General features: G+C 74.9%; 21 protein-coding genes. 9 read left to right on the top strand and 12 right to left on the bottom strand.

Annotation, left to right across the window (positions count from 1 at the left end; genetic code table 11):
- From BLP29_RS05030 to BLP29_RS05005, 6 genes are all read left to right on the top strand, one after another.
- On the top strand, positions 1 to 1,233 hold the full coding sequence (locus BLP29_RS05030) for a sedoheptulose 7-phosphate cyclase (protein ID WP_092800355.1): 1,233 nt from the start codon (positions 1 to 3) through the stop codon (positions 1,231 to 1,233).
- Complete coding sequence (locus tag BLP29_RS05025; RefSeq protein WP_207798300.1) at positions 1,230 to 2,015, top strand: O-methyltransferase; 786 nt, start codon at positions 1,230 to 1,232, stop codon at positions 2,013 to 2,015. The genes BLP29_RS05030 and BLP29_RS05025 overlap by 4 nt, the downstream gene beginning before the upstream one ends.
- A gap of 10 nt (positions 2,016 to 2,025) precedes the next feature.
- Positions 2,026 to 2,865 (top strand): TauD/TfdA dioxygenase family protein, encoded by an 840-nt coding sequence (locus tag BLP29_RS05020; protein WP_092800352.1) that lies wholly within the window; start codon positions 2,026 to 2,028, stop codon positions 2,863 to 2,865.
- Between the two features lie 65 nt (positions 2,866 to 2,930).
- Positions 2,931 to 4,217, top strand: coding sequence for an ATP-grasp domain-containing protein (locus BLP29_RS05015; RefSeq protein ID WP_207798299.1), 1,287 nt, complete (start codon positions 2,931 to 2,933; stop codon positions 4,215 to 4,217).
- Positions 4,217 to 5,236, top strand: coding sequence for a D-alanine--D-alanine ligase family protein (locus tag BLP29_RS05010; RefSeq protein WP_092800347.1), 1,020 nt, complete (start codon positions 4,217 to 4,219; stop codon positions 5,234 to 5,236). The genes BLP29_RS05015 and BLP29_RS05010 overlap by 1 nt, the downstream gene beginning before the upstream one ends.
- A 38-nt stretch (positions 5,237 to 5,274) precedes the next feature.
- The gene (locus BLP29_RS05005) at positions 5,275 to 5,589 is read left to right on the top strand and encodes a hypothetical protein (RefSeq protein WP_092800344.1); all 315 of its coding nucleotides are present in this window, start codon (positions 5,275 to 5,277) and stop codon (positions 5,587 to 5,589) included.
- 16 nt (positions 5,590 to 5,605) lie between these two features.
- Here the strand turns inward: BLP29_RS05005 and BLP29_RS05000 are convergent, their stop codons facing one another.
- The 11 genes from BLP29_RS05000 to BLP29_RS04950 all read right to left on the bottom strand — a co-directional run bounded on the left by BLP29_RS05000 (position 5,606) and on the right by BLP29_RS04950 (position 18,759).
- Positions 5,606 to 7,612, bottom strand: coding sequence for a SpoIIE family protein phosphatase (locus BLP29_RS05000; protein ID WP_207798298.1), 2,007 nt, complete (start codon positions 7,610 to 7,612; stop codon positions 5,606 to 5,608).
- Between the two features lie 17 nt (positions 7,613 to 7,629).
- Positions 7,630 to 7,965 (bottom strand): STAS domain-containing protein, encoded by a 336-nt coding sequence (locus BLP29_RS04995; RefSeq protein ID WP_165839283.1) that lies wholly within the window; start codon positions 7,963 to 7,965, stop codon positions 7,630 to 7,632.
- A gap of 88 nt (positions 7,966 to 8,053) precedes the next feature.
- On the bottom strand, positions 8,054 to 10,678 hold the full coding sequence (locus BLP29_RS04990) for a putative bifunctional diguanylate cyclase/phosphodiesterase (RefSeq protein ID WP_133379035.1): 2,625 nt from the start codon (positions 10,676 to 10,678) through the stop codon (positions 8,054 to 8,056).
- A gap of 192 nt (positions 10,679 to 10,870) precedes the next feature.
- A complete protein-coding gene (locus BLP29_RS04985; protein ID WP_092800332.1) occupies positions 10,871 to 12,154 on the bottom strand; it encodes an ABC transporter permease in 1,284 nt (427 codons plus the stop codon).
- The gene (locus tag BLP29_RS04980) at positions 12,151 to 12,867 is read right to left on the bottom strand and encodes an ABC transporter ATP-binding protein (RefSeq protein ID WP_092800329.1); all 717 of its coding nucleotides are present in this window, start codon (positions 12,865 to 12,867) and stop codon (positions 12,151 to 12,153) included. Before BLP29_RS04980 ends, BLP29_RS04985 begins: the two co-directional genes overlap by 4 nt.
- On the bottom strand, positions 12,864 to 14,423 hold the full coding sequence (locus BLP29_RS04975) for an efflux RND transporter periplasmic adaptor subunit (RefSeq protein WP_207798297.1): 1,560 nt from the start codon (positions 14,421 to 14,423) through the stop codon (positions 12,864 to 12,866). Before BLP29_RS04975 ends, BLP29_RS04980 begins: the two co-directional genes overlap by 4 nt.
- A 4-nt stretch (positions 14,424 to 14,427) precedes the next feature.
- Complete coding sequence (locus BLP29_RS04970) at positions 14,428 to 15,435, bottom strand: hypothetical protein (RefSeq protein WP_092800326.1); 1,008 nt, start codon at positions 15,433 to 15,435, stop codon at positions 14,428 to 14,430.
- A 101-nt stretch (positions 15,436 to 15,536) separates the two neighbouring features.
- A complete protein-coding gene (locus tag BLP29_RS04965) occupies positions 15,537 to 16,232 on the bottom strand; it encodes a response regulator (RefSeq protein WP_092800323.1) in 696 nt (231 codons plus the stop codon).
- On the bottom strand, positions 16,229 to 17,437 hold the full coding sequence (locus BLP29_RS04960; protein WP_092800320.1) for a sensor histidine kinase: 1,209 nt from the start codon (positions 17,435 to 17,437) through the stop codon (positions 16,229 to 16,231). The genes BLP29_RS04965 and BLP29_RS04960 overlap by 4 nt, the downstream gene beginning before the upstream one ends.
- Before the next feature lie 77 nt (positions 17,438 to 17,514).
- On the bottom strand, positions 17,515 to 18,207 hold the full coding sequence (locus tag BLP29_RS04955; protein WP_243469695.1) for an HAD family hydrolase: 693 nt from the start codon (positions 18,205 to 18,207) through the stop codon (positions 17,515 to 17,517).
- Between the two features lie 93 nt (positions 18,208 to 18,300).
- Complete coding sequence (locus tag BLP29_RS04950; protein WP_243469694.1) at positions 18,301 to 18,759, bottom strand: universal stress protein; 459 nt, start codon at positions 18,757 to 18,759, stop codon at positions 18,301 to 18,303.
- Positions 18,760 to 18,913: 154 nt separating this feature from the next.
- On the opposite strand from BLP29_RS04950, the gene BLP29_RS04945 reads away from it, so the two are divergent.
- Positions 18,914 to 19,957, top strand: a complete 1,044-nt coding sequence (locus tag BLP29_RS04945) for an ornithine cyclodeaminase (RefSeq protein WP_092800314.1) — start codon at positions 18,914 to 18,916, stop codon at positions 19,955 to 19,957.
- A 93-nt stretch (positions 19,958 to 20,050) separates the two neighbouring features.
- Here BLP29_RS04945 and BLP29_RS04940 read toward each other — a convergent pair whose 3' ends face one another.
- The gene (locus tag BLP29_RS04940) at positions 20,051 to 21,274 is read right to left on the bottom strand and encodes a Rieske 2Fe-2S domain-containing protein (RefSeq protein WP_092800875.1); all 1,224 of its coding nucleotides are present in this window, start codon (positions 21,272 to 21,274) and stop codon (positions 20,051 to 20,053) included.
- A gap of 169 nt (positions 21,275 to 21,443) precedes the next feature.
- On the opposite strand from BLP29_RS04940, the gene BLP29_RS04935 reads away from it, so the two are divergent.
- Both BLP29_RS04935 and BLP29_RS04930 read left to right on the top strand, forming a co-directional pair.
- Positions 21,444 to 21,800 carry a DUF485 domain-containing protein gene (locus tag BLP29_RS04935; protein WP_092800312.1) on the top strand — a complete coding sequence of 119 codons (357 nt, stop codon included), beginning with the start codon at positions 21,444 to 21,446 and terminating at the stop codon, positions 21,798 to 21,800.
- A complete protein-coding gene (locus BLP29_RS04930) occupies positions 21,797 to 23,422 on the top strand; it encodes a solute symporter family protein (protein WP_092800309.1) in 1,626 nt (541 codons plus the stop codon). The genes BLP29_RS04935 and BLP29_RS04930 overlap by 4 nt, the downstream gene beginning before the upstream one ends.
- The last annotated feature ends 61 nt before the right edge of the window (positions 23,423 to 23,483 follow it).

Genomic DNA, 23,483 nt, shown 5'->3' with positions numbered 1-23,483 from the left:
ATGACCACGGTCAGCTCCAGCGTCACCCGCGCCGACGGCGGCTTCACCGTCGAGGCCGTGCACCGCACCGAGTACCGCCTGGTGCCTGTCGACGGCGTGTTCGCGCCGGAGAACCCCCAGCTCGCCGACTGCTACCGCGCGGCCGGCCGCTGCCTCGCCGTCGTCGACGAGAACGTGCTCGCCCTGCACCGGGAGGCCATGGAGGCCTACTTCGCCGCGGCCGGGGTCGAGCTCACGGTCGTCCCGGTGGCCATCGCCGAGACCGACAAGACCATGGGCACCCTCGAGCGGCTGGTCGACGCCTTCGGCGCCTACGGCCTGCTGCGCACCGAGGCCCCGCTGGTCGTCGGGGGCGGTCTGGTCACCGACGTCGCCGGGTTCGCCTGCGCGGCCTACAAGCGGTCGACGCCCTACATCCGCATCCCCACCACCCTCATCGGGCTCATCGACGCCAGCGTGTCGATCAAGGTCGCGGTGAACCACGGCAAGGCCAAGAACCGGCTCGGCGCCTACCACGCGTCCTCGACGGTCTTCCTGGACTTCTCCTTCCTGGCCAGCCTCGCCGAGGACCAGGTGCGCAACGGCATGGCCGAGCTGATCAAGATCGCGGTGGTGGCCAACCGCACCGTGTTCGACCTGCTCGACGAGCACGGCGAGGAGCTGCTGCGCACCCGGTTCGGCCACCTCGACGGCAACCCCGAGATCCGCAAGGTCGCCGACCAGGTCACCGACGAGGCCATCGACACCATGCTGCAGCTCGAGGTGCCCAACCTCGCCGAGCTGGACCTCGACCGGGTGATCGCCTACGGCCACACCTGGAGCCCCACGCTCGAGCTCACCCCGGAGATCCCGTACTTCCACGGGCACGCCATCTCGGTGGACATGGCCTACTCGGCGACCCTGGCCGCCGAGCGGGGCTACATCGCCGTGGCCGACCGCGACCGCATCCACGCCCTGATGAGCCGGCTGGGCCTCACCGTCGACAGCCCGTACCTGACCGCGGACCTGCTGCGCGACTCGACGAAGTCGATCCTGCAGACGCGGGACGGACTGCTCCGGGCCGCCGCGCCCGAGCCGATCGGCGAGTGCACGTTCATGAACGACGTGTCCGACGACGAGCTCGTGCGCACGCTCGACCTGCACCGCGAGGTGGCCGCCCAGCTGCCGCGCGGCGGCGAGGGTGTCGACGCGTTCATGGTGCCGCGCACGAGCCCGGTGGTCGCAGCTCCGTGACCTCGGCGAGCACGGACGTCGGACTGCGTCCGGTCACGCCGCTGGGGATCCTGGCGGCGCGGCTGGACGCGGTCTGTGCCCGGCCGGACCTGTCGCCCGAGGTGGCGGCCGAGCTGGCCGCCGTCCGGGACCTGGCCGCGGGCTTCGAGCCCTACCTGGAGCAGCACACCTCCCCGGAGTCCCCGGCGCTGGCGGCGCTGGCCGAGCGCACCCGCACCGCACCCTGGTCGGGGACGCTGGAGGCCGAGATGCTCAGCGGCCACGTCGAGGGCCGGTTCCTGGCCTTCCTCGTCGGCACGACGCGGGCCCGCCGGGTGCTCGAGATCGGCATGTTCACCGGCTACGGCGCCCTGGCCATGGCCGAGGCGCTGCCCGCCGACGGCGAGCTGGTCGCCTGCGAGCTCGACGCCGACGTGGCCGCCTTCGCCCAGGAGTGCTTCCCGGACGGCGCGCCGATCGACGTCCGGGTGGGGCCGGCGGCCGACACCCTGGCCGCGCTGGCGGCCGAGGGCCAGGTGTTCGACCTGGTCTTCGTGGACGCCGACAAGGCCGGGTACGCCGGCTACCTCGACGCGCTGCTGGACACCGGCCTGCTCGCCGAGGGCGCCCTGGTCGCGGTGGACAACACCCTGATGCAGGGCCAGCCCTGGGCCGGCGAGCGCACCCCCAACGGCGATGCCGTCGCCGCGTTCAACGCCCGCCTGACCGCCGACCCGCGCGTCGAGCAGGTGCTCGTCCCGCTGCGCGACGGCATCACCCTCGTCCGTCGCACCCAGAGCTGAGGAGACCCCCATGCAGATCCAGCCGCTCGAACCGCTCGGTGCGGTGGTGTCCGGGGTCGAGGTCGGCCCGCTCGGCGTGGCCGACGTGGAGGGCATGCGGGCCGCCCTGGCCGAGCACGGCGTCGTGGTGCTGCGCGACCAGCACGTCGACGACACCGCCTTCCTGGGCTTCCTGCAGTCGTTCGGCGAGCTGACCTTCACCGCCGGCGAGACCCCGGTCGACGGGTTCCCCGACCTGAACGTGATCAGCAACGTCGGCCGTGCCGAGCCGCCGCGCAGCACCTTCCACGTCGACAGCTCCTACCTGTCGACCCCGCCCGCCTACACCGCGCTGCGGGCCGTGGAGATCCCGTCGCGGGGCGGCGAGACGGTGTTCACCGACCAGTACCGGGCGCTGCGCACGTTGCCCGCCGAGCTGGCCGAGCGGGTGCGCGACCGCCGCATCCGGCACGTGGTGACCGGCATCGACCCCGAGCTGCTCACCGCGGACGACGAGACCGCAGCCGAGCACCCCGTCGTGCGGCCGCACCCGCTGACCGAGCACCCGGCGTTGTTCCTCACCACCCCCAAGCGCTGCGCGGCGGTCAGCGGCCTGCCCGACGACGAGGCCGCCGACCTGGTCGCCACGCTGTACGCGCACTCGACCACCGAGGACAACAGCCTGGCCCACGCCTGGGCCCCCGGCGACGTGGTCATGTGGGACAACGCCTGCGTGCTGCACCGCGGCGACCACTCGGTCGTGGTCGGCGACCGGGTCATGCACCGCGGCATGGTGCGCGACCACGGCCCGCACGCCACCGACCACGCCACCGACCGCACGCCGGACCGCACCACCGGGGCGTCCCGCTGACCGCCGTGCTCCCGGACCGGCGGCGCAGCACCGCTGCCGGTCCCCGGCCCACGCCGTGGCGGTCGGTGGCCGTGCTCGCCGGCCTGACGCTCACCCTCCCGGTCGACCTCGCGGTCACCGCGGCCGCGCTGCTGACCACCCGGCGTCGACGGCCCGCCCCCGCGGCGCACCGGCGCACCGTGCTCATCAGCGGCGGCAAGATGACCAAGGCGCTCCAGCTGGCCCGCTCGTTCACCACTGCCGGGCACCGCGTCGTCCTGGTCGAGAAGAGCACGTACCGGTTCACCGGCCACCGCTTCTCCCGGGCGGTCGACGCCTTCCACGTCGTGCCCGACCCCCGCGACCCCGGCTACGCCCAGGCGCTGCTCGACGTGGTGCGGGCCGAGGGCGTCGACCTCTACGTGCCGGTCTGCTCGCCGGTGGCCTCGGAGTTCGACGCCGCGGCCGCCGACGTGCTGGCCGGGCACTGCGAGGTGCTGAGCCTGGAGCCCGAGATGGTGCGCACCCTCGACGACAAGCACCGCTTCACCGAGCTGGCTGCCTCGCTGGGGTTGAGCGTGCCCGACACGCACCTGGTCACCGACCCCCAGCAGGTGCTCGACCACGACTTCTCCGGCGCCACCCGGCCCTACGTGCTCAAGTCGATCGCCTACGACCCGGTCCACCGCCTGGACCTCACGCACCTGCCGCTGCCCACCCGCGCGGACACCGAGGCCTTCCTGGCCGGCAAGCCGATCAGCCCGGAGAACCCGTGGATCCTGCAGGAGTTCGTCACCGGCGAGGAGATCTGCACGCACTCCACGGCCCGGGACGGCGTCGTCACCGTCTGGTGCTGCTGCCCCTCGTCGGCGTTCCAGGTCAACTACGCCCAGGTCGACCGGCCACGGGTGCGCGAGTGGGTGACCACCTTCGTGCGCGAGCTGGGGTTGACCGGCCAGGTCTCGTTCGACTTCCTGGTCGACGCCGACGGCACCCCGTTCGCCATCGAGTGCAACCCCCGAACTCACTCGGCGATCACGATGTTCCACGACCACCCGGCCCACCCCGGGTTGGCCGACGCCTACCTGCACGCCCGGGACACCCCGCTCGAGCCGCTGCCCACCAGCCGGCCCACCTACTGGCTGTACCACGAGCTGTGGCGCGCGCTGAGCCGACCGAGAACGGCCGCCGAGCGCTGGCGGGTGGTCCGGGAGGGCAAGGAGGCCGTGTTCGACCGGGCCGACCCGTTGCCCTACCTGGTGCTGCACCACGTGCAGATCCCGTTGCTGCTGCTGGCCAGCCTGCGCTCGGGCGGGGCGTGGAACCGCATCGACTTCAACATCGGCAAGCTCGTGCAGCCGGCGGGTGACTGATGGCCCGCGTGCTGCACCTGGTCGGCTCGCCGACCAGCGCGTTCATGGACGACCTGTCCCGGCTCTACGCCGCCGACTGCCTGGCGAACGTGGGCGGGCAGCACGAGCACGTCGTCGCGCACGTGTCCCCCGACGGGTCGTGGCGGTTCCCCGCGACGCTCGGGGCCCTGGACGACGCCCCGCCGGTGCCGTTGGGGGAGGCCCTCGCCCGCCTCACGGCCCTGGACGTCGACGTCGCGCTGCCGCAGATGTTCTGCATCCCCGGCATGACCTCCTACCGCGCGCTGCTCGACGTGCTGGGCATCCCGTTCGTCGGCAACACCGCCGACGTCATGGCCCTGGGCGCGCACAAGGCGCGGGCCCGTGCGGTGGTCGCCGCCGCCGGGGTGCAGGTGCCGGCCGGCGAGGTGCTGGCGCCGGGGGAGCACCCGACGCTCGCCCCGCCGCTGGTGGTCAAGCCGGTGGACGCCGACAACTCGCACGGCATCACCCTGGTCACCGACGTGGGCGCCCTCCCCGCCGCGCTGGCCGCGGCCTGGGCGGAGTCGACGCACGCGCTGGTCGAGGAGTTCGTGCCGCTGGGCCGCGAGGTGCGCTGCGGGGTCGTGGTCCGCGACGGCGCGCTGGTCGCGCTGCCGTTGGAGGAGTACGGCCTGTCGGCCGACCACCCCGTGCGGACGGCGGAGGACAAGATCGTGCGTGCGGACGACGGCACCCTGGGCCTGATGGCCAAGGACACCCCGACGGTGTGGATCGTGGACGTCGACGACCCGGTCACCGCCCCGGTGCAGGCGGCGGCGCTGGTGTGCCACGAGGCCCTGGGCTGCCGCGACTACTCGCTGTTCGACTTCCGGGTCGACCCCGACGGCGTGCCGTGGTTCCTGGAGGCCGGGCTCTACAACTCGTTCGCCCGGCAGAGCGTCGTCCCGACGATGGCCCGGGCTGCCGGGGTCGAGCTGCCCGAGCTCCTCGACGACGCCGTGGCGGCTGCGCTCGCGCGCGGACGGGGGCCCTCGTAGGGTCTGCGGATGATCTTCGCGCGCCCGGGTCGTCGCCGGTGAGGCCGTCGCTGCTCGGTGTCTGGACCGCCGACGAGCTCGAGGTCGCCCTCATCCGCACCGCGTGCGGTGACCCGCAGCTCGAACCCGCCCTGCAGCTGGTCGTCGACGAGGGTCCCGGGGTCTTCGCGCTGCTGGCCGCGGGGCTGCTGCGGGTGCAGCCCGACGTCGACGAGCTGGGCGGGGGGCTGTGGGCCGAGCTCGAGTGGTCCGACATCGACGACGCCGTCATCACCGGCGCCCTGCAGGTCACCCCCGAGCAGCTGGCCGCCCTGCACACCGCCGCGACCCGCAGCGGCCTCCTCCCCGGTTAGGGCACAGCGGGCGAGGTCAGGACAGCCGGACGGCGACCAGGGCGACGTCGTCGTCGGGCCGGCCGTCGACCAACCGGTCGATCACCCCGTCGCAGAGCGCGTCGAGGGGTGAGCCGTGCAGCTCGGCGAGGGCCCGCTGCAGGCGTTCCAGGCCGGCGTCCAGCGTCGAGTCGCGCCGCTCGGTGAGCCCGTCGCTGTGCAGCAGCACGGTGGTGCCGGGCTCGAGGGTGCGGACCCGTTCGGTGCGGCTGGTCCGGTCGTCCACCCCCAGCAGCAGCTCCCCGCGCTCGACGTCCAGCACGGTCTGGCGACCGTCGGGGTGGATGAGCAGCGGGGCGGGGTGCCCGGCGTTCGACCAGGTCAGGCGGGTGGTGCCGGGGTGCCCGGCCGGCTGCTCGAGCCGGGCCACGACCGCGGTGGCCAGGGTGTCCACCCCCAGGAGCCGCATCGAGGCATCCAGCCGGCGCAGCACCTCGGCCGGGCCGACGTCGGAGGAGGTGGCGATGCCGCGCAGCAGACCGCGCAGCTGACCCATGGCCGCCGCGGCCGCGAGGTCGTGGCCGACGACGTCCCCGATCACCAGCACCGTCGACCCGTCGTGCTGCCGGAAGACGTCGTACCAGTCGCCCCCGACGCGCGCGGACTCCGCCGCGGGCACGTACCGCACGACGATCTCCGCCTGGTCGTGATGCGGCGGGTCGGTCAGCAGGCTGCGCTGGAGGCTCTCCGCGATCTGGCCCTGGGCCGCGACCAGGCGGGAGCTGACCAGGGCCAGGCCCATCCGTGCCGCGAGGTCCGCCGCGGTGTCCTGCACGACGCCCCGCAGCGGCCGGGACGCGGACGTGAAGAGGGTGAGCGCGCCGAGGACGCGCCCGCGCCCGGGGATGGGCAGGACGAGCAGGTCGTCGGCGGCGAGCACCTCCAGGGCGGTCCGGTCCGGGCCGGGCGGGAGCAGCTCGGCGACGGCCGCGGTGCTGCTGTGGACCGGCGTGCCGTCGCGGAGCGCCGTGGCCAGGGGGGAGGTGACGGGCAGGACGTCCAGGCGGGCGCTGCTCCACGCCGCCAGGGCGGCCCGGTGCGCCGGTTCGACGTGCCAGTGCCCGACGTCCTCGGGTCGGCCGTCGGGTGCCAGCAGGGTGACGATCGCGCCGTCGGCCAGGGTCGGCACCAGCAGCCGGGCGACGTCGGCCACCGCGCCGGTGGTGTCCGAGGCGTCGGCCAGGTGGTTGGTGACCTGGGCGCGGAGCGCGGCTCGGGCGGCGGCCCGGCCGGCCGACGCCGCGGCCCGCTTGCGGTGGGTGATGTCGGAGAAGTAGACCGCCAGCCCGTCGGGCGCCGGCCACGCCAGGACGTCGTACCAGGCGTCGAGCGGGGCCGGGTAGTGCGCCTCGAACGTCTGCGGCTGCCCGGACTCGACCGCGCCGCGGTACGCGGTCTCGAAGTCCGAGCCCACCGCGTCGGGGAAGGTCTCCCAGACGGACCGACCCAGCAGCTCCCCGCGCAGCTGCCCGAGCAGCCGCTCGGCGGCGGAGTTGAGGAAGGTGAAGCGCCACTGCGCGTCGAGGGAGAAGAAGCCGGCCGGCATGGCCTCCAGCAACCGGGTGGTGCGGGTCTGGCCGTCGCGGACGTCGGTGGTGTCGTAGGCCGCGCCCAGCACCCGCACGGCCCGGGTCGGGTCGGCGCCGGCCAGGGCCCGCCCCTTGGCCTGCACCCACCGGGTCGTCCCGTCGGGGAGCACCACCCGGTACTCGGCCTCGAACCTGCCGCAGCTGTCGATGGCCCCCCGCAGGGCCTGGGTCACCCGCTCGCGGTCGGCGGGGTGGACCCGGGCGTCGAAGGCCTCGATGGTGCCCCCGAACTCGCCCACCCGGTACCCGAACAGGGCGTGCAGCCGCTCGTCCCAGACCAGCCGACCCGACGCCAGGTCCCAGTCGAAGCTGCCGACCTGCCCGCTGTCCACGGCCAGCGAGCGGCGCAGCAGGTCGGCTTCGCGGTGACCGGGCACCTCGGGCCCAGCCGGCACGTCCGTCCCCCTCCCCGTCATCGCGCCGGGGCCGGGCGCGGGGTCGAGCGTCCCAGGTCGGCGACCGCGAACGGGCCGACCGGCCCGGGGCGGACGTCGAGGAGCTGGTCGAGGCCCATCACCTGCAGCGGCCGCAGTGCGGCCCGGCTGGGCGACCGCAGCACCAGGAGCACCGGGCGCAGGGCCCGCGCGGCGTCGACCAGGAGCGCCGCGCCCGACGAGTTGAGGAAGGTGACCCCGGCGGCGTCCACCTCGTGGACGGGCGGGAGGACGGGGTGCCGACGACGCCATGCGGCGACGGAGCGGTGGTCGACCACACCGGTCAGGACCAGCACGCCGTCCTCGACCCGCACCGGCGCCGCACCGGGCAGGGCGGGACCGGGCGGGGGGTCCTCGCCGAGGGGGGACGCGGGGGACGGACGGATCGCAGGCTCCTGCTGCTCACCGGCCGGAGCCGGTACCTGCCACGGGTTCGGGCGTCGGCCCATGGAACCACCCCGGGCCGGCGACGGCCCCGCGACCGGCCCCGACGGACGCCGCTGCGGCCACCCGCAGGTCGGCCTCGGCGCGCTCCAGGGCGGGGGAGAAGAGCCAGCCCTGGGCGGACCGGCAGCCCTCGGCGGCGAGGTGGTCGCGCTGGTGCTCGGACTCGACCCCCTCGGCGACGACGTCGAGCCCCATCACCCGGGCGAGCTCCAGCAGGCCCTGCACGATCGGGGTCCCCGGGGCGCCGGGGCGCAGGCCGCTGACGAACGACCGGTCGATCTTCAGCACGTCGATGGGGAACCGGCGCAGGTGGGTCAGCGACGAGTAGCCGGTGCCGAAGTCGTCCACCGCGATGCGCACGCCCAGCTCGCGCAGCCGGCCCAGCGTGCGTGCGGCGTGGTCGGTGTCGTCGACCAGGGCGGTCTCGGTCAGCTCCAGGCACAGCGCCTGCGGGGCCAGCCCGCTCCCGGCCAGCACGTCGGCCACCTCGGCGACCAGCCCCGGCGCCTCCAGCTGGCGGGACGAGAGGTTGACCGCGATGGTCACCGGCGAGGCCGCGGGCCCCGAGCGCCAGGCGGCCGCGGTCGCGCAGGCCTGCTGCAGCACCCACCGGCCGATCTCCACGACCACCCCGCTCTCCTCGGCGATCGGGATGAACACCGCCGGGGAGACCGACCCCAGGGTGGGGTGCTCCCAGCGCAGCAACGCCTCGAAGCTCTGCAGCGCGCCGGTGGAGAGGTCGACGACGGGTTGGTAGACCACGCGCAGCTGCCCGGCCGCCAACGCGGTGGGCAGGTCGGCGGCCAGCTGGGTGTGCAGCTCGAGCTCGGCACGCATGCCGGGCTCGAAGACGACGACGCGGGCCTTCCCCGCCCTCTTCGCCCGGTACAGCGCGGTGTCGGCGTCCCGGAGCAGGTACCCGGTGCTGGGGTCCTCGTCGGGGTCGGCCGTCGCCAGCCCGATGCTGACACCGACCCGCACCGTCCGACCCGCCACCGTGAACGGCGGGGTCAGCGCGGCGAGCAGCCGGTCGGCCACGGCCCGGTGGTCCTCCGGGGTGTCGCCCCGACCCGGTTCCAGCAGGACGGCGAACTCGTCGCCGCCCAACCGGGCCACGGTGTCCGCGGGTCGCACCTGGTCCAGCAGCCGGGTGGCCACCTGGCGGAGGAGCTCGTCGCCCGCGGGGTGGCCCAGGGTGTCGTTGACCGCCTTGAACCCGTCGAGGTCCAGCGACAGCACCGTCGGGTCGACCCCCGTGCGGCCGGTGCGGGCGAGGGCGTGCGTGACCCGGTCGTCGAACAGCGCGCGGTTGGCCAGCCCGGTGAGCACGTCGTGGAACGCCTGGTGGGCCAGCTCGTCCTGCATGCGGCGCCGGTCGGTGACGTCCTGCAGGGTCACCACCAGGCCCCCCACGTCGGGCTCGGCCGAACGGTCCACCACGCGCAGCTGCACCCAGGTGCCGTCGGCACCGGGCAGCTCGGCGGAGCACACCCGTCCCGGCGACCGCCCGGCCCGTTCCAGCAGGTCGCGGCGTCCGGCGGGGTCGGCCGCACCGACCGCGGCCCAGAGTGCCGAGGGCGCCGGGAGCCCGAGGCCGCCCAGGGGGACCCCGGTGGGGTCGACGACGACGAGCGCGTCGGCGGAGTCGGCCGCCAGGGCGGAGGCCCGGCGCGCCCGCAGCTCCAGGGCCCGGCGCAGGAGCGACTGCTGGCGGAGCAGCCGCGTGGCCCGGGCGAAGGCCAGCGCGACCATCGCGCCGGTCAGCAGGATGCCCGGGACGGGGTCGACGTCCGGTCCGTCCCGGAAGGCCACCAGCTCGACGACGCCCGGGAGCACCAGGGGCGCCAGGGCGAGGGCGACCTGTGACCGGGAGACGGCCGGCGACGCCGCGACCCGGTCGGCGGCGTCGGTGCCCGGGCTGGCGACCGGGGCGCCGGCGGCCCACACCGACACCGCCAGGGCCAGGGCCCCCAGGGTCCACCCGACGTCGAGGCCGACGGAGGTCTGCCCGGTCACCAGGTAGGCGAGGTCGGACACGAACAGGGCGGTGGCGCCGGCGGCGACCCAGCCGGCCTCGGCGCGCAGCGTGGTGCGGACGAACCACAACCGCACCACCAGGGCGAGCAGCCACGCGTCCAGCACCGGGTAGGCGGCCGTCACGGTGCGGACCAGCGGGGTGAGCGCGTCGTCCTCGACGGTGTGCCGCAGCACGAGGAGCCACTCGAGGTACACCACGACCAGGAACACCGCCGAGGTGTCGACGAACCGGTCGAAGCGCGACCCCGGGACGCCGTCGAGCACCCGGCGCAGCCCGATGCCGATGGCCAGGTAGGAGGCCAGGTAGGCGAGGTCGGCGACCGAGACGTCGGTGTCCGCCCCTGCCCACGTCAGCAGCTGCCACAGCCAGTCCCCGGTGGCCGACAGCGTCACCCCCGCCGACGTCCAGCCGCCGGCTCGCCCGCCACGTGCGATCGCGCACCACGACACGGCCGCCGCCCCGGTCACGACCAGCAGGTAGGCGAGGTCGGCGACCGGGCCCGACGGCAGCAGCAGCCGGCACAGGGCCACGACGGCGAGCACGGCGACGACCGCCCGGACGGCGGTGGTCGGTCCGGCGGACCGGGGTGCGGTGGCGCTCAGCGGGGGCTCCTCGGGGATGCGTACGGGACCCGCTGTCTCCAGGTCTCGTGATCCATCGGCGCCCCGGCGGCCGACCTGAGCCGCCCGGCTGCGCACCACCCCGTCCGGGTCACCCCGTGCGGCCCCGCGACGTCAGGTGCCGCCGCGGAGGGCCTCGACCGGCTCGATGCGGGCGGCCCGGCGGGCGGGGAGCCCCCCGGCGAGCAACCCCAGGACGGCGCCGACGGCGATGCCGCCCAGCGCCACCCACGGGTCGACGACCGGGGCCCAGTCGCGGGCGACCGAGATGGCGACCACGCCCAGCACGCCCACCGCGGCCCCGATCAGCCCGCCGAGCAGGCCGATCACCACCGACTCGGCGACGAACTGCCCGGCGATCTGCCGCGCGGTGGCGCCCACCGCGCGGCGCAGGCCGATCTCGCCGGTGCGCTCCACGACCGACAGCATGGTGACGCTGGTGATGCCGACCCCGCCGGCCAGCAGCACGATGACCGACAGGATCACGAACACCCCGTTGACGTCGGCCTGCACCGCCTGGCCCAGCTGCGACCGCGCCGACGGCGCCTGCACCTGCAGGCTGCCGGGCTCGTCGGGGGCCAGGGTGAGCGGTGCCTGCTCGCTGAGCTGCGGGCCGGCGCCCACGGCGATGCGGGCCTGCAGGTCCCCGGGCGTGGCCAGCCCGACGTCGGCGCGGGCGGTGCCCGTCGGCATGATCACCGCGTCGAGCAGCTCGCCGCGCACGTCGGTGCGGTCGACGACGCCGAGCACCGCGTAGGCGATGCCGTCGACGAAGATCGAGGGCTGGTTGTCGACCCGCTCGATGCCCAGGCGGTCGGCGGCCCGGCTGCCGAGCACCACCACGCGGTCGGCGCGGGCGTCGTGCCCGGCGTCGAAGAACCGGCCGGTGGCGACGTGGCCGCCCACGGCGTCCAGCAGCTCCGCCGACGCCGCGTACAGCGCCGGGGGCGCGGGTGGGGCCTGCGAGGGGTCGTTCACGGCGACGGCGGTGACGGTCGCGTCGGGCAGCGACAGCTCGGCCAGCAGCGCCGCGGAGTCCACCCCGGCCAGTCGCTCCATGCGGTCGACGGCGTCCCAGGGCAGCACCCCGGTGGCGACGGAGGACCCGCTCGCACCGCCGGTCTGCGCGGTCGACGGGGTGACCACCAGCGACGTGGCCGCGGCGGCGTCGAACTGCCGGGCGATCTGGCCGGCGGCGGTCTGCGCGAAGCCGATGGTGGCGATGAGCGCGGCCACCCCCAGCACGGTGCCGACGATCGTGGTGACCAGCCGGCCAGGACGGGACCCGATGTCGGCGGTGGCCTCGCCCAGCAGGTCGGCGAGGGTGAACCGGTCGGCGGCGGGCACCTTCTCCACCACCTCGGGGCGCACGGCGGCGGGGGCGCGGCGCAGCCTCACACCTCCTCCGCGCGGCCGTCGGTGAGCCGGATGCGGCGGTGGGCGCGCCGGGCGACCCCGCCGTCGTGGGTGATGAGCACCAGCGTGAGGCCGTCGGCGTGCAGCTCCTCGAACAGCGCCATGATCTCGCCGGTCGTCGTCTGGTCCAGGTTGCCGGTGGGCTCGTCGGCCAGCAGCACCCGCGGCCGGGTGGCCACCGCCCGGGCCACCGCCACGCGCTGGCGCTCACCGCCCGAGAGCCGGCCGGGCAGGAAGCCCATGCGGTGGCTCAGGCCAACCCGCTGGAGCGCCTCGCGGGCCCGGGGCTCGCGCTCGGCGCGCGGGGTGCCGGCGTAGAGCATCGGCAGCATGACGTTGTCCAGCACCGAGCGCCGGGACATCAGGTGGAACGCCTGGAACACGAAGCCCAGCTGACGGGCCCGCAGGGCGGCCCGCTCGTCCTCGGTCAGGGTGCTGGTGAGCACGCCGCCGAGCCGGTACTCCCCGACGGTCGGCCGGTCGAGCAGGCCGAGCAGGTTGAGCATCGTGGACTTGCCCGACCCGCTGGGCCCGATGATCGACAGGTAGTCGCCGTCGGGCACCGTCAGGTTCACGCCCTTGAGCGCCTGCACCTCGGGCGGGCCGGGGAACGAGCGGGTGACGTCGCGCAGCTCGATCGCCGGGACGGGCGCCTCGACGTCCTCCGGTGCGGAGACCGTCGTCGGCGCGGTCATCTGCCGACCACGACGAGGTCGCCCTCGCCGAGGTCGTCCCCGCTCGGCCGGATCTCCACCGCGCCGTCGGCGGCCAGCCCGGTCTCGACGGTGACCAGGTGGGTCTCGGCCCGGTCGCCGTCGCGGGGGTCGCCGTCCACGACCTCCACGCGGGACTCCCCGCCCGGCCCGGCGGTCAGGGCGGCCAGCGGCACCGAGAGGACGTCGCCCTCGGTGGCCCCCACCGGGATGACGACGCGCACGTTGGTGCCCTGCAACGCCGTGACCTGCTCGGGGGTGAGGTCGGCCGGGGTGAGCGCGACCGTGGCCCGGGCCTCGGCGTCGTCGCCGGGGGTGATCGTGCCGATGGTGGCGGTGGCCTCGCCGCCGTCGGGCAGGTCGAAGGCCGCGGTCATGCCGGGGGTCAGCAGCCGGGCGTCGGCGGGGGCGACCGTGCCCGACAGGCCGAGGGTGGCGCCCGAGACGGTCATGGCCGTGCCCTCGAGCACCGCACCGCGCTTCAGCTCGGTGGCGTCGACGCGGCGGGGCAGCTGGGTGAGGTACAGGATCTCGCCGGCCGGCAGCGCGGGCAGCGCCTCCTGCTGGGCGACGGCCAGGGCGTCCTGGGCGTCGGAGACCGCGTTCTGCGCGCTGGTGACCGCCGCCTGCTCGGCCGTGGTGTTCGGTGCGGCGTTCAGCTGCTGGCGCTGCAGCTGGGCCAGGGCCAGGGCGTCGCGCAGGTCACCGATGGTCGCGGCGTCCTCGGGGGTGGTGGCCAGGGCGGTGTCCAGGGCCCGCTGGGCGCTGGCGACCGCGTTGTCCGCCGTCCGCACGTCGACGGCCGACGGGCCGGCGCGCTTGGCCGTCAGCTCGGCCTGGGCCGCGGTGAGCGACTGCTGGGCCGACCGGACGCCCTCCTGAGCGGCGGCGACCCCTTCTGCGGCGCCCTCCTCGCCGGCCGGGGCCGGGTAGCCGGCCTGGGCGTAGAGCGAGGCCACGGCGTCGGCCGCGGTGCGGTCGAACACGTCGTTCGCCGGGTCGCCGGCGTCGAGCCCGACGGCCCGCATGGCCTCCTTGAACTGGACGACGTCGGGGCCGGAGACCCCGAACCGCAGCGTGCGGTAGGCCGGCAGCTCGCCGGGCAGGACGACGACCGGCCGCCCGGCCAGCTCCAGGGCGACCGACAGCGGGCCCAGCTCGGCACCCACCTCGGGCACCTGCCCGGTGACCACCGCGGGACCCGACAACCCGGAGGTGTCGACGGTGACCTCGACGGGGTCGGCGTAGCCCACCTCGCCGCGGATGACGACGTCGTTGCTCAGCTGCCCGAGCTCGACCGGCGCGGTGACCAGGCCCGGCTCGGGGGTCTGCGCCGCGGCGTCGTCCGGGGTGAACACGTACCGGCCCAGCACGAGCCCGGCGACCAGGGCGACCACGGCGACGGCCGCGGTGACCCACAGCGCCCGGTTGCGCCGGGCCAGGCTCGTCCACGCGGCGAACCGCCCGGGGGGAGCCGGGGTCTCGTCGGCATCGGCCGCGGGCAGGGGGGTGGTGCCGGGTTCGTCGGGTCGGGTCACCGGGTCAGTCCTGCTCGGCGGCGGCCTTCAGGGCCTCCAGCTCGCTCTTGTGGTCGGCGATGAACTGCTCCTCCAGGGCGAACTGGATGTCCTGCGCCTGCTGCCGGTAGTCGGTCTCCTCGCGGCAGTCGAGGTCGGCCAGGGCCAGCTCGACCTCCTTCTCGCCGAGGGCGTCCATGGCCGCCTGGTCGGGCTCGACGTACTCCTCGCCCTCGGCGGGTGCGGCGTCCTCGTACAGCTTGTTCTGCTCGTCGTAGATCGAGTTCTGCGCCTCGGACTGGGTGGCGAAGCCCCCGTGCCCGGCGGCCTCCATGCAGGCCGACCACGCGGCGTCGAGCTCGACCATGGCCGGGTCGCTGGTGGTCTGCTCCCACAACTGGTTCATCGCGTCCATGAGGGGCTTGAACTCCTCGGACTGCGTGGGGTCGCCCTCCTCGTAGACCTCGTGCTGGGCCGCGCCGTAGCAGCCGGACTTCGTCCAGTCGTACTCGTAGGTGCCGTCCTCCATGGCCGCCTGGTCCTCCTCGGAGGCCTGCGGGCCGTTGAGCGCCTCGTAGTAGGCGGTCTGCTCGGACTCCGAGAGGCTCTCGACGTAGTCGGCGTTGGGGTCGACGTACTCGTCCTCCTCGGAGGTGGGCTGGTCGTTGTACGGGTTGTCGACCGCGCCGTAGCCCCACTGCTCGACCCACTCGCGGTCGTCGGGCTCCCACACGACGTCCTCGCTGGTGCTGATCGACCCGCCGTTCGAGGTGTTGGGGACGTACTCGAAGCCCTGCTCGACCATGCAGTCGGCGACCGTCTCCTCGATCTGCCGGTTCTGCTCGTCGTACTGCGCCTGCTGCTCCTCGGGCGAGAGGTCGCCGCCCCAGACCGCGCTGAGGTACTCGCTGAGCGGGGACTCCTGCTCGGCGGCGGCGTCGTCGCCCTTCTCGGGCGACGAGGAGCACCCGGCGAGGACGACGGCGGCGGTGCCGAAGGCGGCCAGGGTGGCGGTCAGGCGGCGTGTGCGCATGGGGTCGGGCTCCTCCGGGTGGCGGTTGTGGGAGCACCGTAGGACAATCCGAGACCGCTCGGCGTCATACCGGGGGCGGATTCGCAGGTCCGCCCCAGGGATCAGGGAGCTGCGTCGCGCAGCAGGTCGCCCGGGTGCACCAGCCCCGAGCGGAACGCCAGCACCACCGCCTGCACCCGGTCGCGGCTGCCGGTCTTGGCCAGCACCCGCCCGACGTGCGTCTTCACGGTCGCCTCGCTGACGAACAGGCCCCGGGCGATCTCGGTGTTGGAGGCCCCGTAGGCCATCTGCACGAGCACCTCGGTCTCGCGCGGCGTCAGCTCGGCCAGCGCGGGGTCGGGGCCCCCGTGGGCCGCCGGCGCGCCGCCGCGCAGCAGCGGCGCCACGTGCTGCAGCAGCCGCCGGGTCGAGCTGGCCGCGATCACCGAGTCCCCGGCGTGCACCGTCCGCAGCGCGGCCAGCATCTCCTCGGGGGCGGCGTCCTTGAGCAGGAACCCGCTGGCCCCGGCCCCGATGGCGGCCACGACGTACTCGTCGAGGTCGAAGGTCGTGAGGACGACGACCCGCGGCGGCTCGGGCAGCGCGGTCACCTGCCGGGTGGCCTCGATGCCGTCGGTGCCGGGCATGCGGATGTCCATGAGGACGACGTCGGCCGGGGTGCGGCGCAGCAGCTCGACCGCGGCCGCGCCGTCCCCGGCCTCGCCGACCACCTCGAGGTCGGGCTGCGAGTCGATGACCATGCGGAACCCGGCGCGCACCATCTGCTGGTCGTCGACCAGCACCACCCTGACCGTCATCGGCGTCGACGGTAGGGCAGCACCGCGTGCACACCGAACCCGCCGCCGTGCCGGGGTCCGGTCTCCAGCCGGCCGCCGTGCAGCGCGGCGCGCTCGTGCATCCCCAGCACGCCCTGGCCGTGGCCGTCGGAGGTCACCATCGCGGCGGCACCGCGCCCGTCGTCGAGCACCGAGACCTCCAGCGCGTCGGGCCGCCACTGCAGGCGGACCCAGGCGCGGCTGGCCGGGCCGGCGTGCTTGAGCACGTTGGTCAGCGACTCCTGCACGATGCGGTAGGCGGCCAGCTGGGTGCCGCCCGCCAGGTCGACCGGCTCGCCCTCGGTGAGCAGGTCGACGTCCAGACCGCTGCGCCGCACGTCCTCGACCAGCGCCGGGATGGCGGCGACGTCGGGTTGCGGGGCGAACTCCTGCGCGTCGCCCTCGCGCAGCACGCCCAGCAGCGAGCGCATGTCGGCCAGGGCCTGCCGGCCGGTGGCCGAGATCTGCTCGAGCGCCCCGACGGCGGCCTCCGGGTCGGTGCGGCCGGCGTACCGGCCGCCGTCGGCCTGGGCGATCACCACCGACAGGGAGTGGGCGACGACGTCGTGCATCTCTCGGGCGATGCGGGCCCGCTCGGTGGAGGCGGCCAGCCGCACCTCCTGGTCGCGCTCGAGCTCCAGCAGCTGGGCACGCTCGCGCATGGCGGCCTCGCGCTGCAGCCGGCCGCGCTTGACCAGCCCCATCGACCAGCAGGCCACCACCAGCACCCCGATGGCGCCGGCGGTGACGGCCAGCTCGAACAGGCCGCCGACGTAGGAGTCGTAGTAGCCGCTGTTGAACGGCCCGCCGAAGTAGCGCAGGGCAGCCACCCCGGCCCCCAGCAGGCCGAGCACGAGCCCGGCGCGCTCGGCCCAGCGGGGTCCGTAGGCGGCCAGGGCGTAGATCATGATCGGCACCGCGACGTTGGCGACGAGGAACTGGCTGGTCAGCAGGATCTGCAGGAGCCCGACGACGAGGACGGCGGCGGCGGCCGGCACCGGCGCGACCCGCCGCCAGGCCAGCGGGACGATCAGCCCCAGGGTCACGACGACCTCGGCCGGACCGCCGATGTCCGCAGCGCCGACGGCCGCGCCGACCAGCAGCACCGTGACCACCAGGGCCAGGTCGACCCGGAAGGGGTGCGCACGTGCCCGGTCGACGAGCGTCGGCGTCGGGTTGGGCTCCATCACCGAGACGGTAGGCAGTCCGGTGGCCGGCGTCGTCGTCCCGGAGGATGAGGTCGGCGTCCGACCGCCGGCGGACCTCAGGCCGGGGAGACGGCGATCCCGGCCGGGGTGGCGCCGAACCGCACGTGGCCGAGGTCAGGGGCGTAGCCGTCGGCCTCGAGCTCGCTGTGGTGGTGGGTGTCGCCGACCGCGAGGGTGGCGCAGCCCGCGGCGCGGCCGGCGGCCAGGCCGGCCGGGGCGTCCTCGACAACCAGGCAGCGGTGCGGGTCGACCCCGAGCCGGTGCGCGGCGAGCAGGAACGGGTCGGGGGAGGGCTTGCCGTTCGCGATGTCGTCGACGCAGACGATCTCCCGCGGGGCGCGCAGCCCCGAACCGGCGAGCCGGGCCGCCAGCAGCGGGCGGGTGCACGAGGTGACGATCGCGACCCGGTTGGCCGGCAGTGCGGTGAGGGCCGCGACCACACCGGGCAGCACCTCGATGCCGTGGCCGGCGACGTCGATCTCCAGCTCGTGGATGCGGTCGAGCGCGCCCGCGCGGCGGGCGTCGGGCACCAGCTCGGCGACGATGCGCCGGGCCGGCAGCCCGCCCAGGGCCCCGAGCGCTGCCGGGTCGACGCCGAACTCGTCGGCCCAGGTGCGCCAGGCGGCGAGGGAACCCCGCATCGAGTCGATGAGGGTGCCGTCCATGTCGAAGAGCACGCCGTCGAACGTGCGGCCGGCGAGTGCGTCCAGGTCCAGGAAGGCGCCGGAGGGCGCGGAGGTCCGTTGCACGTCACCGATTGTTCCACCGCCCGGGAGCCGGGGCGCGGCCCGGAGGGGTAACCGGGGTGACCGCTGGACGACGGGAGCGGGCCGGGGCGCGGCTCAGGGGACGACGGTCACCGGCCACCGGCCGGCCCGCACCAGCCGGACGGCGATCGACCCCACCCACCGGTGCCCGGCCTGCTCCGAGGCCCCCACCAGCACGGCGTCGGCCAGCAGCTCGTCGGCCACCCGCGCGATCTCGGTGACCGGGTCGCCGCTGGCCGGCACGTACTCCACCGGGATGCCCACCTGGGCCGCCCCGCGCGCGACCATCTCCTCGACCTCGTCGGCGATCTCCCCGGCCGTGGCCGTCGCGACGGCCGCCGACCCCGGTACCAGCCCCGCCAGCGGGGTGAAGCCGGTGCGCACGTGGACGACGACGAGCCGTGAGCGCTGCCGGCGGGCCAGCCCGGCGGCGTAGGCAGCCGCCCGCAGCGAGGTGGCCGAGCCGTCGACCCCGACCAGGATCACCTTGGGCCCGTCGGTGCCCCGCTCGGGCACCCACTCCACCTTCGGCACGCACCGATCCTGCACCCGTCGTCGGCCGGCTCGTCGGTCCGGGGGCATCTGGGCGCCATGCGTTGCTCCGAACCGGTGTCTGACGCAACGGATCGACGCCGATGTGCAATCGCCGGGGATCGACTGCGTCCAGCACCCGGTCCACCATGGCGGCGTGACTGCTTTCGTGGGTGTGCGGGACATGGCGCGGCTGCTGGCGACGACCGGGGTGGGCCCGGCGGTCGAGCAGGTCGCCGAACGGGTGCGTGCGGACTTCGTGCGCTGGGCGGCGTTCGACAAGACCCCGCGGGTGGCCAGCCACTCCGCCGTCGGCGTCATCGAGCTGATGCCCACCAGCGACGGGCACCGCTACGGCTTCAAGTACGTCAACGGGCACCCCGGAAACCCGGCCCGCGGCCTGCAGACGGTCACCGCCTTCGGTGCGCTGGCCGACGTCGACTCCGGCTACCCGGTGCTGCTGGCCGAGATGACCCTGCTGACCGCGGTGCGGACGGCGGCCACCTCCGCCGTCGCCGCCCGGGCGCTCGCCCGCCCCGGCTCCACCCGGCACGCGATGATCGGCGCCGGCAGCCAGGGCGAGTTCCAGGCCTGGGGCATGCGCACGGCGCTCGGCATCACCGATCTCGCCGTCTTCGACCCCGACCCCGCCGCGGTGGCCAAGCTGGTCGCCCACCTCGAACCGGCCGGCTTCACCGTCGCCGTGGCGTCCTCCGCCCGCGAGGCGGTGGCCGGCGCCGACGTCGTCACCACCTGCACCGCCGACAAGTCGCGCGCCCTCGTCGTCCCGTCCGGCGCGGTCGCGCCCGGCACGCACCTCAACGCCATCGGTGGTGACTGCCCGGGCAAGACCGAGCTGCCCGTCGACCTGGTCACGGCGTCCTCGGTGTTCGTGGAGTACGAGCCGCAGACGCGCATCGAGGGCGAGATCCAGGCCCTGCCCGCCGACTCGCCCGTCACCGAGCTGTGGCAGGTGCTCGGCGGCGCGCACCCCGGGCGCCGGTCCGCCGAGGAGATCACGCTCTTCGACTCGGTCGGGTTCGCCATCGAGGACTTCAGCGCGCTGTGCTGGCTGGCCGACGCGGTGCGGGGCACCCCGTGGTCCACCGACCTCGACCTGGTCGCCGACCCGGCCGACCCCAAGGACCTCTACGGCCTCCTCGATGCCGTGCGCATGCCCCAGGGCGCCGGTCGGGGCTGAGGCCGCTCCGGCTGCTCGTCGCAGCCGTGGTCCAGGGGCAGCCGCACCAGCACCGGCGGGTCCCAGCGCTCGGCGTCCTCCGGTCGGGCGGGTTCAGGCAGCGGCCACATCGTCGTCCTCCTCCTGGTCGGTGGTGCGGGCGGCGACCACCAGGTCGGCCAGGACGGCGCGCAGGGCGACCCCCGGCGCGTCGGTGGCCACGTGCACCTCGTCCCGCGGGGTCAGCGGCAGGCCGCCACCGCTGCTCCGACCCCGGTCCAGCGGGTCGAGCCGAGTCAGCTGGTCCTGCAGGCGCAGTGCCGCGGTGGTGAGCTCGGGGCGGGTCGCCCGGCCCTCCACCGACACCCGGGCGTGCACGCGGGTGGAGTCGGCGTCCTCGGGCTGCAGCAGCACGAGCTCCCAGTGCGCCGGACCCTGCGCCGGCTCGACCCGGCGCAGCAGCTGGAACGGTGCGGCCACCTCGGTGCGGGTGCGCCGGTCGCCGTCGTCCCGGGTGCTGGTGAAGCCGCCGCGGGACGTCTGCACCTGCGCGCCGGCGCCGAGCAGGGCGTCGAGCAGCACCGCCGCCGGGGTGGCCGTGCGCATCGGCGGCAGCCACTGCGCCCGGCCGGCGCCGGCCGACCCCAGGTCGGTGGTCAGCGGGCGGGCCGGGGCGATCCAGACCATGCCCTCGCGCTCGCGCACCCCCCACGTGCCGGGCTGGACGGCGATCCCGCCGTCCCGGCGCTCGAGGGTCCGCTCGAGGGTCCGCTCGAGGGTCCAGGTGCGGCCGAGCAGCCGCACCGACAGCCAGCCGCCCGGGGCGAGCTGGTCGGCGGCGGCCACCGGGTGCCAGGCGTGCGCGAGCCCGGGCGCCACGTTGTCCAGCACCGGTCCCGAGGGCGCCGGCGGCGCGGGCACCGGTTCGGCCGTCGTGGCCGCGGTCGCCCGCGGAGGGCGCTGCTGCGCGGTGCGGTCGGGGGCGATCCACACCCAGCCGTCGCGCTCCTCCACCGCCCACGGCGTGGCCAGGTCCGCCCGCGGCGGCGGCACGGCGTGCGTGCCGAGGCCGGGGACGACGGTGCACCGCCCGTCCGCGGCGAACCGCCAGCCGTGGCCCGGGCACTGCAGCGCGCCGTCGACCACGGCCGCGCCGACGAGCCCGGTCCTGCGGTGCGGGCACTGCGGGGAGAACGCGGTCACCTCGCCCCGGGGGTGCAGCCGGACGACCACCCAGGCGCGCCCGCCCGCACCGACCTGGACGGGGGTGGTGCCGACGTCGGCGGCCCGGGCGACCGGGAACCAGGCGGGGGCGGGGAGGGACCGGGAGGAGGCCATGCACCAGTGCACCGCCCGCGCGTTCCGGCCGCGTTGCCCGGGCGTGACGTGTCGGTGCCGATCGGCCGGGTCACGGTTGCGGGTCGGAACGGGCGCGTCCGGTCGACATGTCGGTACCGCCGTCTAGTGTCGGCGATCACACAGCCGAACCACAGCGAGGTGCCCGACCGTGACCGAACCCGAACGCCGGCTGCTCACCGCCGAGGAGTACCGGCAGGCCCAGGACTCCCCGGAGTTCACCGAGCTCAGGCGCCGCTTCCGGCGCTTCGCCGTCCCCATGACCGTGGCCTTCCTGGCCTGGTACCTGCTCTACGTTCTGCTCTCGACCTACGCGGTCGACCTCATGAACACCCACGTGTTCGGCAACGTGAACCTCGGCGTCCTGCTCGGGCTCGGGCAGTTCGTGACCACGTTCCTCATCACCCAGCTCTACGTCGCCTACTCGGCCAAGAACACCGACCCCATCGCCGACGAGATGCGCGGTCGCCTCGAGGCCCACGAGTTCCGGTCGGAGGGCCAGCAGTGACCATCGGCAACCCGGTCGTCAACATCTCGATCTTCGGCGTCTTCGTCCTGATCACGCTGGTCATCACCTTCCGGGCCAGCCGCAACAACAAGAGCGCCGCCGACTACTACGCCGCCGGCCGCAACATCTCGGGCACGCAGAACGGTCTGGCCATCGCCGGCGACTACCTGTCGGCGGCCTCGTTCCTGGGCATCGCCGGGGCCATCGCCGTCTACGGCTACGACGGCTTCATGTACTCGATCGGCTTCCTGGTGGCGTGGCTGGTGGCCCTGCTGCTGGTCGCCGAGCTGCTGCGCAACACCGCGCGGTTCACGATGGCCGACGTCCTGGCCTTCCGCATGCGCCAGGGGCCGGTGCGCACCGCGGCCGCGCTCTCGACGCTCGCGGTCTCGCTGTTCTACCTGCTGGCGCAGATGGCCGGCGCCGGTGGTCTGGTCACCCTGCTGCTGGGCATCAGCGGGGCCGGTGCGCAGGCGGCCACGGTGGTCGTGGTCGGCGCGCTGATGATCTTCTACGTGCTGGTCGGCGGCATGCGCGGCACCACCTACGTGCAGCTGATCAAGGCCACCCTGCTCATCGCCGGCGCCTTCGTCATGACCGTCTGGGTGCTGGGCAAGTACGGGTTCAACCTCTCGTCGCTGCTGGGCGGCGCGGCCGACACCGCGGCGCAGCAGGCCACCCCGCGCGACGTGCTCTCGCCGATGGGCCAGTACGGCGCGACCGGCACCTCCAAGCTCGACTTCGTCTCGCTCGGCCTGGCGCTGGTGCTGGGGACGGCGGGGCTGCCGCACGTGCTCATGCGCTTCTACACGGTGCCCACCGCCAAGGACGCCCGGAAGTCGGTCGTCTGGGCCATCTGGCTGATCGGGTTCTTCTACCTGTTCAGCCTGGTCATCGGCTACGGCGCCGGTGCCCTGGTCGGGGCCGACCGCATCCTGGCCGCGCCCGGTGCGGTCAACTCCGCGGCCCCGCTGCTGGCCTTCGAGCTCGGCGGCACCGTGCTGCTGGGCATCATCGCCGGCGTCGCGTTCGCCACGATCCTCGCGGTGGTCGCGGGGCTCACGATCACCGCGTCGGCGTCCTTCGCGCACGACGTCTACAACTCGGTGATCAAGAAGGGGTCGGCCACCGGCTCGCAGGAGGTGCGGGTCGCCCGCATCACCTCCTGCGTCATCGGCGCCGTGGCGATCGGGCTGGGCATCCTGGCGCTGCAGGCCGGGCTGAACATCGCCTTCCTGGTGGCGCTGGCCTTCGCCGTCGCGGCCTCGGCGAACCTGCCGACGATCCTCTACACGCTGTTCTGGAAGCGGTTCACCACCCAGGGCGCGCTGTGGTCGATCTACGGCGGGCTGATCTCGTGCCTGGTGCTCATCGTGTTCTCCCCGGTGGTCTCGGGGGCGCCGGTGAACGAGGCCACGGGCAAGTCCACGTCGCTGATCCAGGACGTCGACTTCTCGTGGTTCCCGCTGAACAACCCGGGTCTGGTCTCGATCCCGCTGGCCTTCTTCCTGGGTTGGCTGGGCACGGTGCTGTCCAAGGAGAAGCCCGACGTCGCCAAGTACGCCGAGCTCGAGGTCCGCTCGCTGACCGGCATCGGCGCCGAGAAGGCCGTCGACCACTAGTCCCGACCGACCGGGCGAGGGAGCCCTTCCACCACGGTGCGCCGCCCGGCGTGGTGGAAGG

It is taken from the genome of Klenkia marina (assembly GCF_900101025.1).
Taxonomy (GTDB): domain Bacteria; phylum Actinomycetota; class Actinomycetes; order Mycobacteriales; family Geodermatophilaceae; genus Klenkia; species Klenkia marina.
This window is presented reverse-complemented; position numbering and strand designations above follow the sequence as displayed.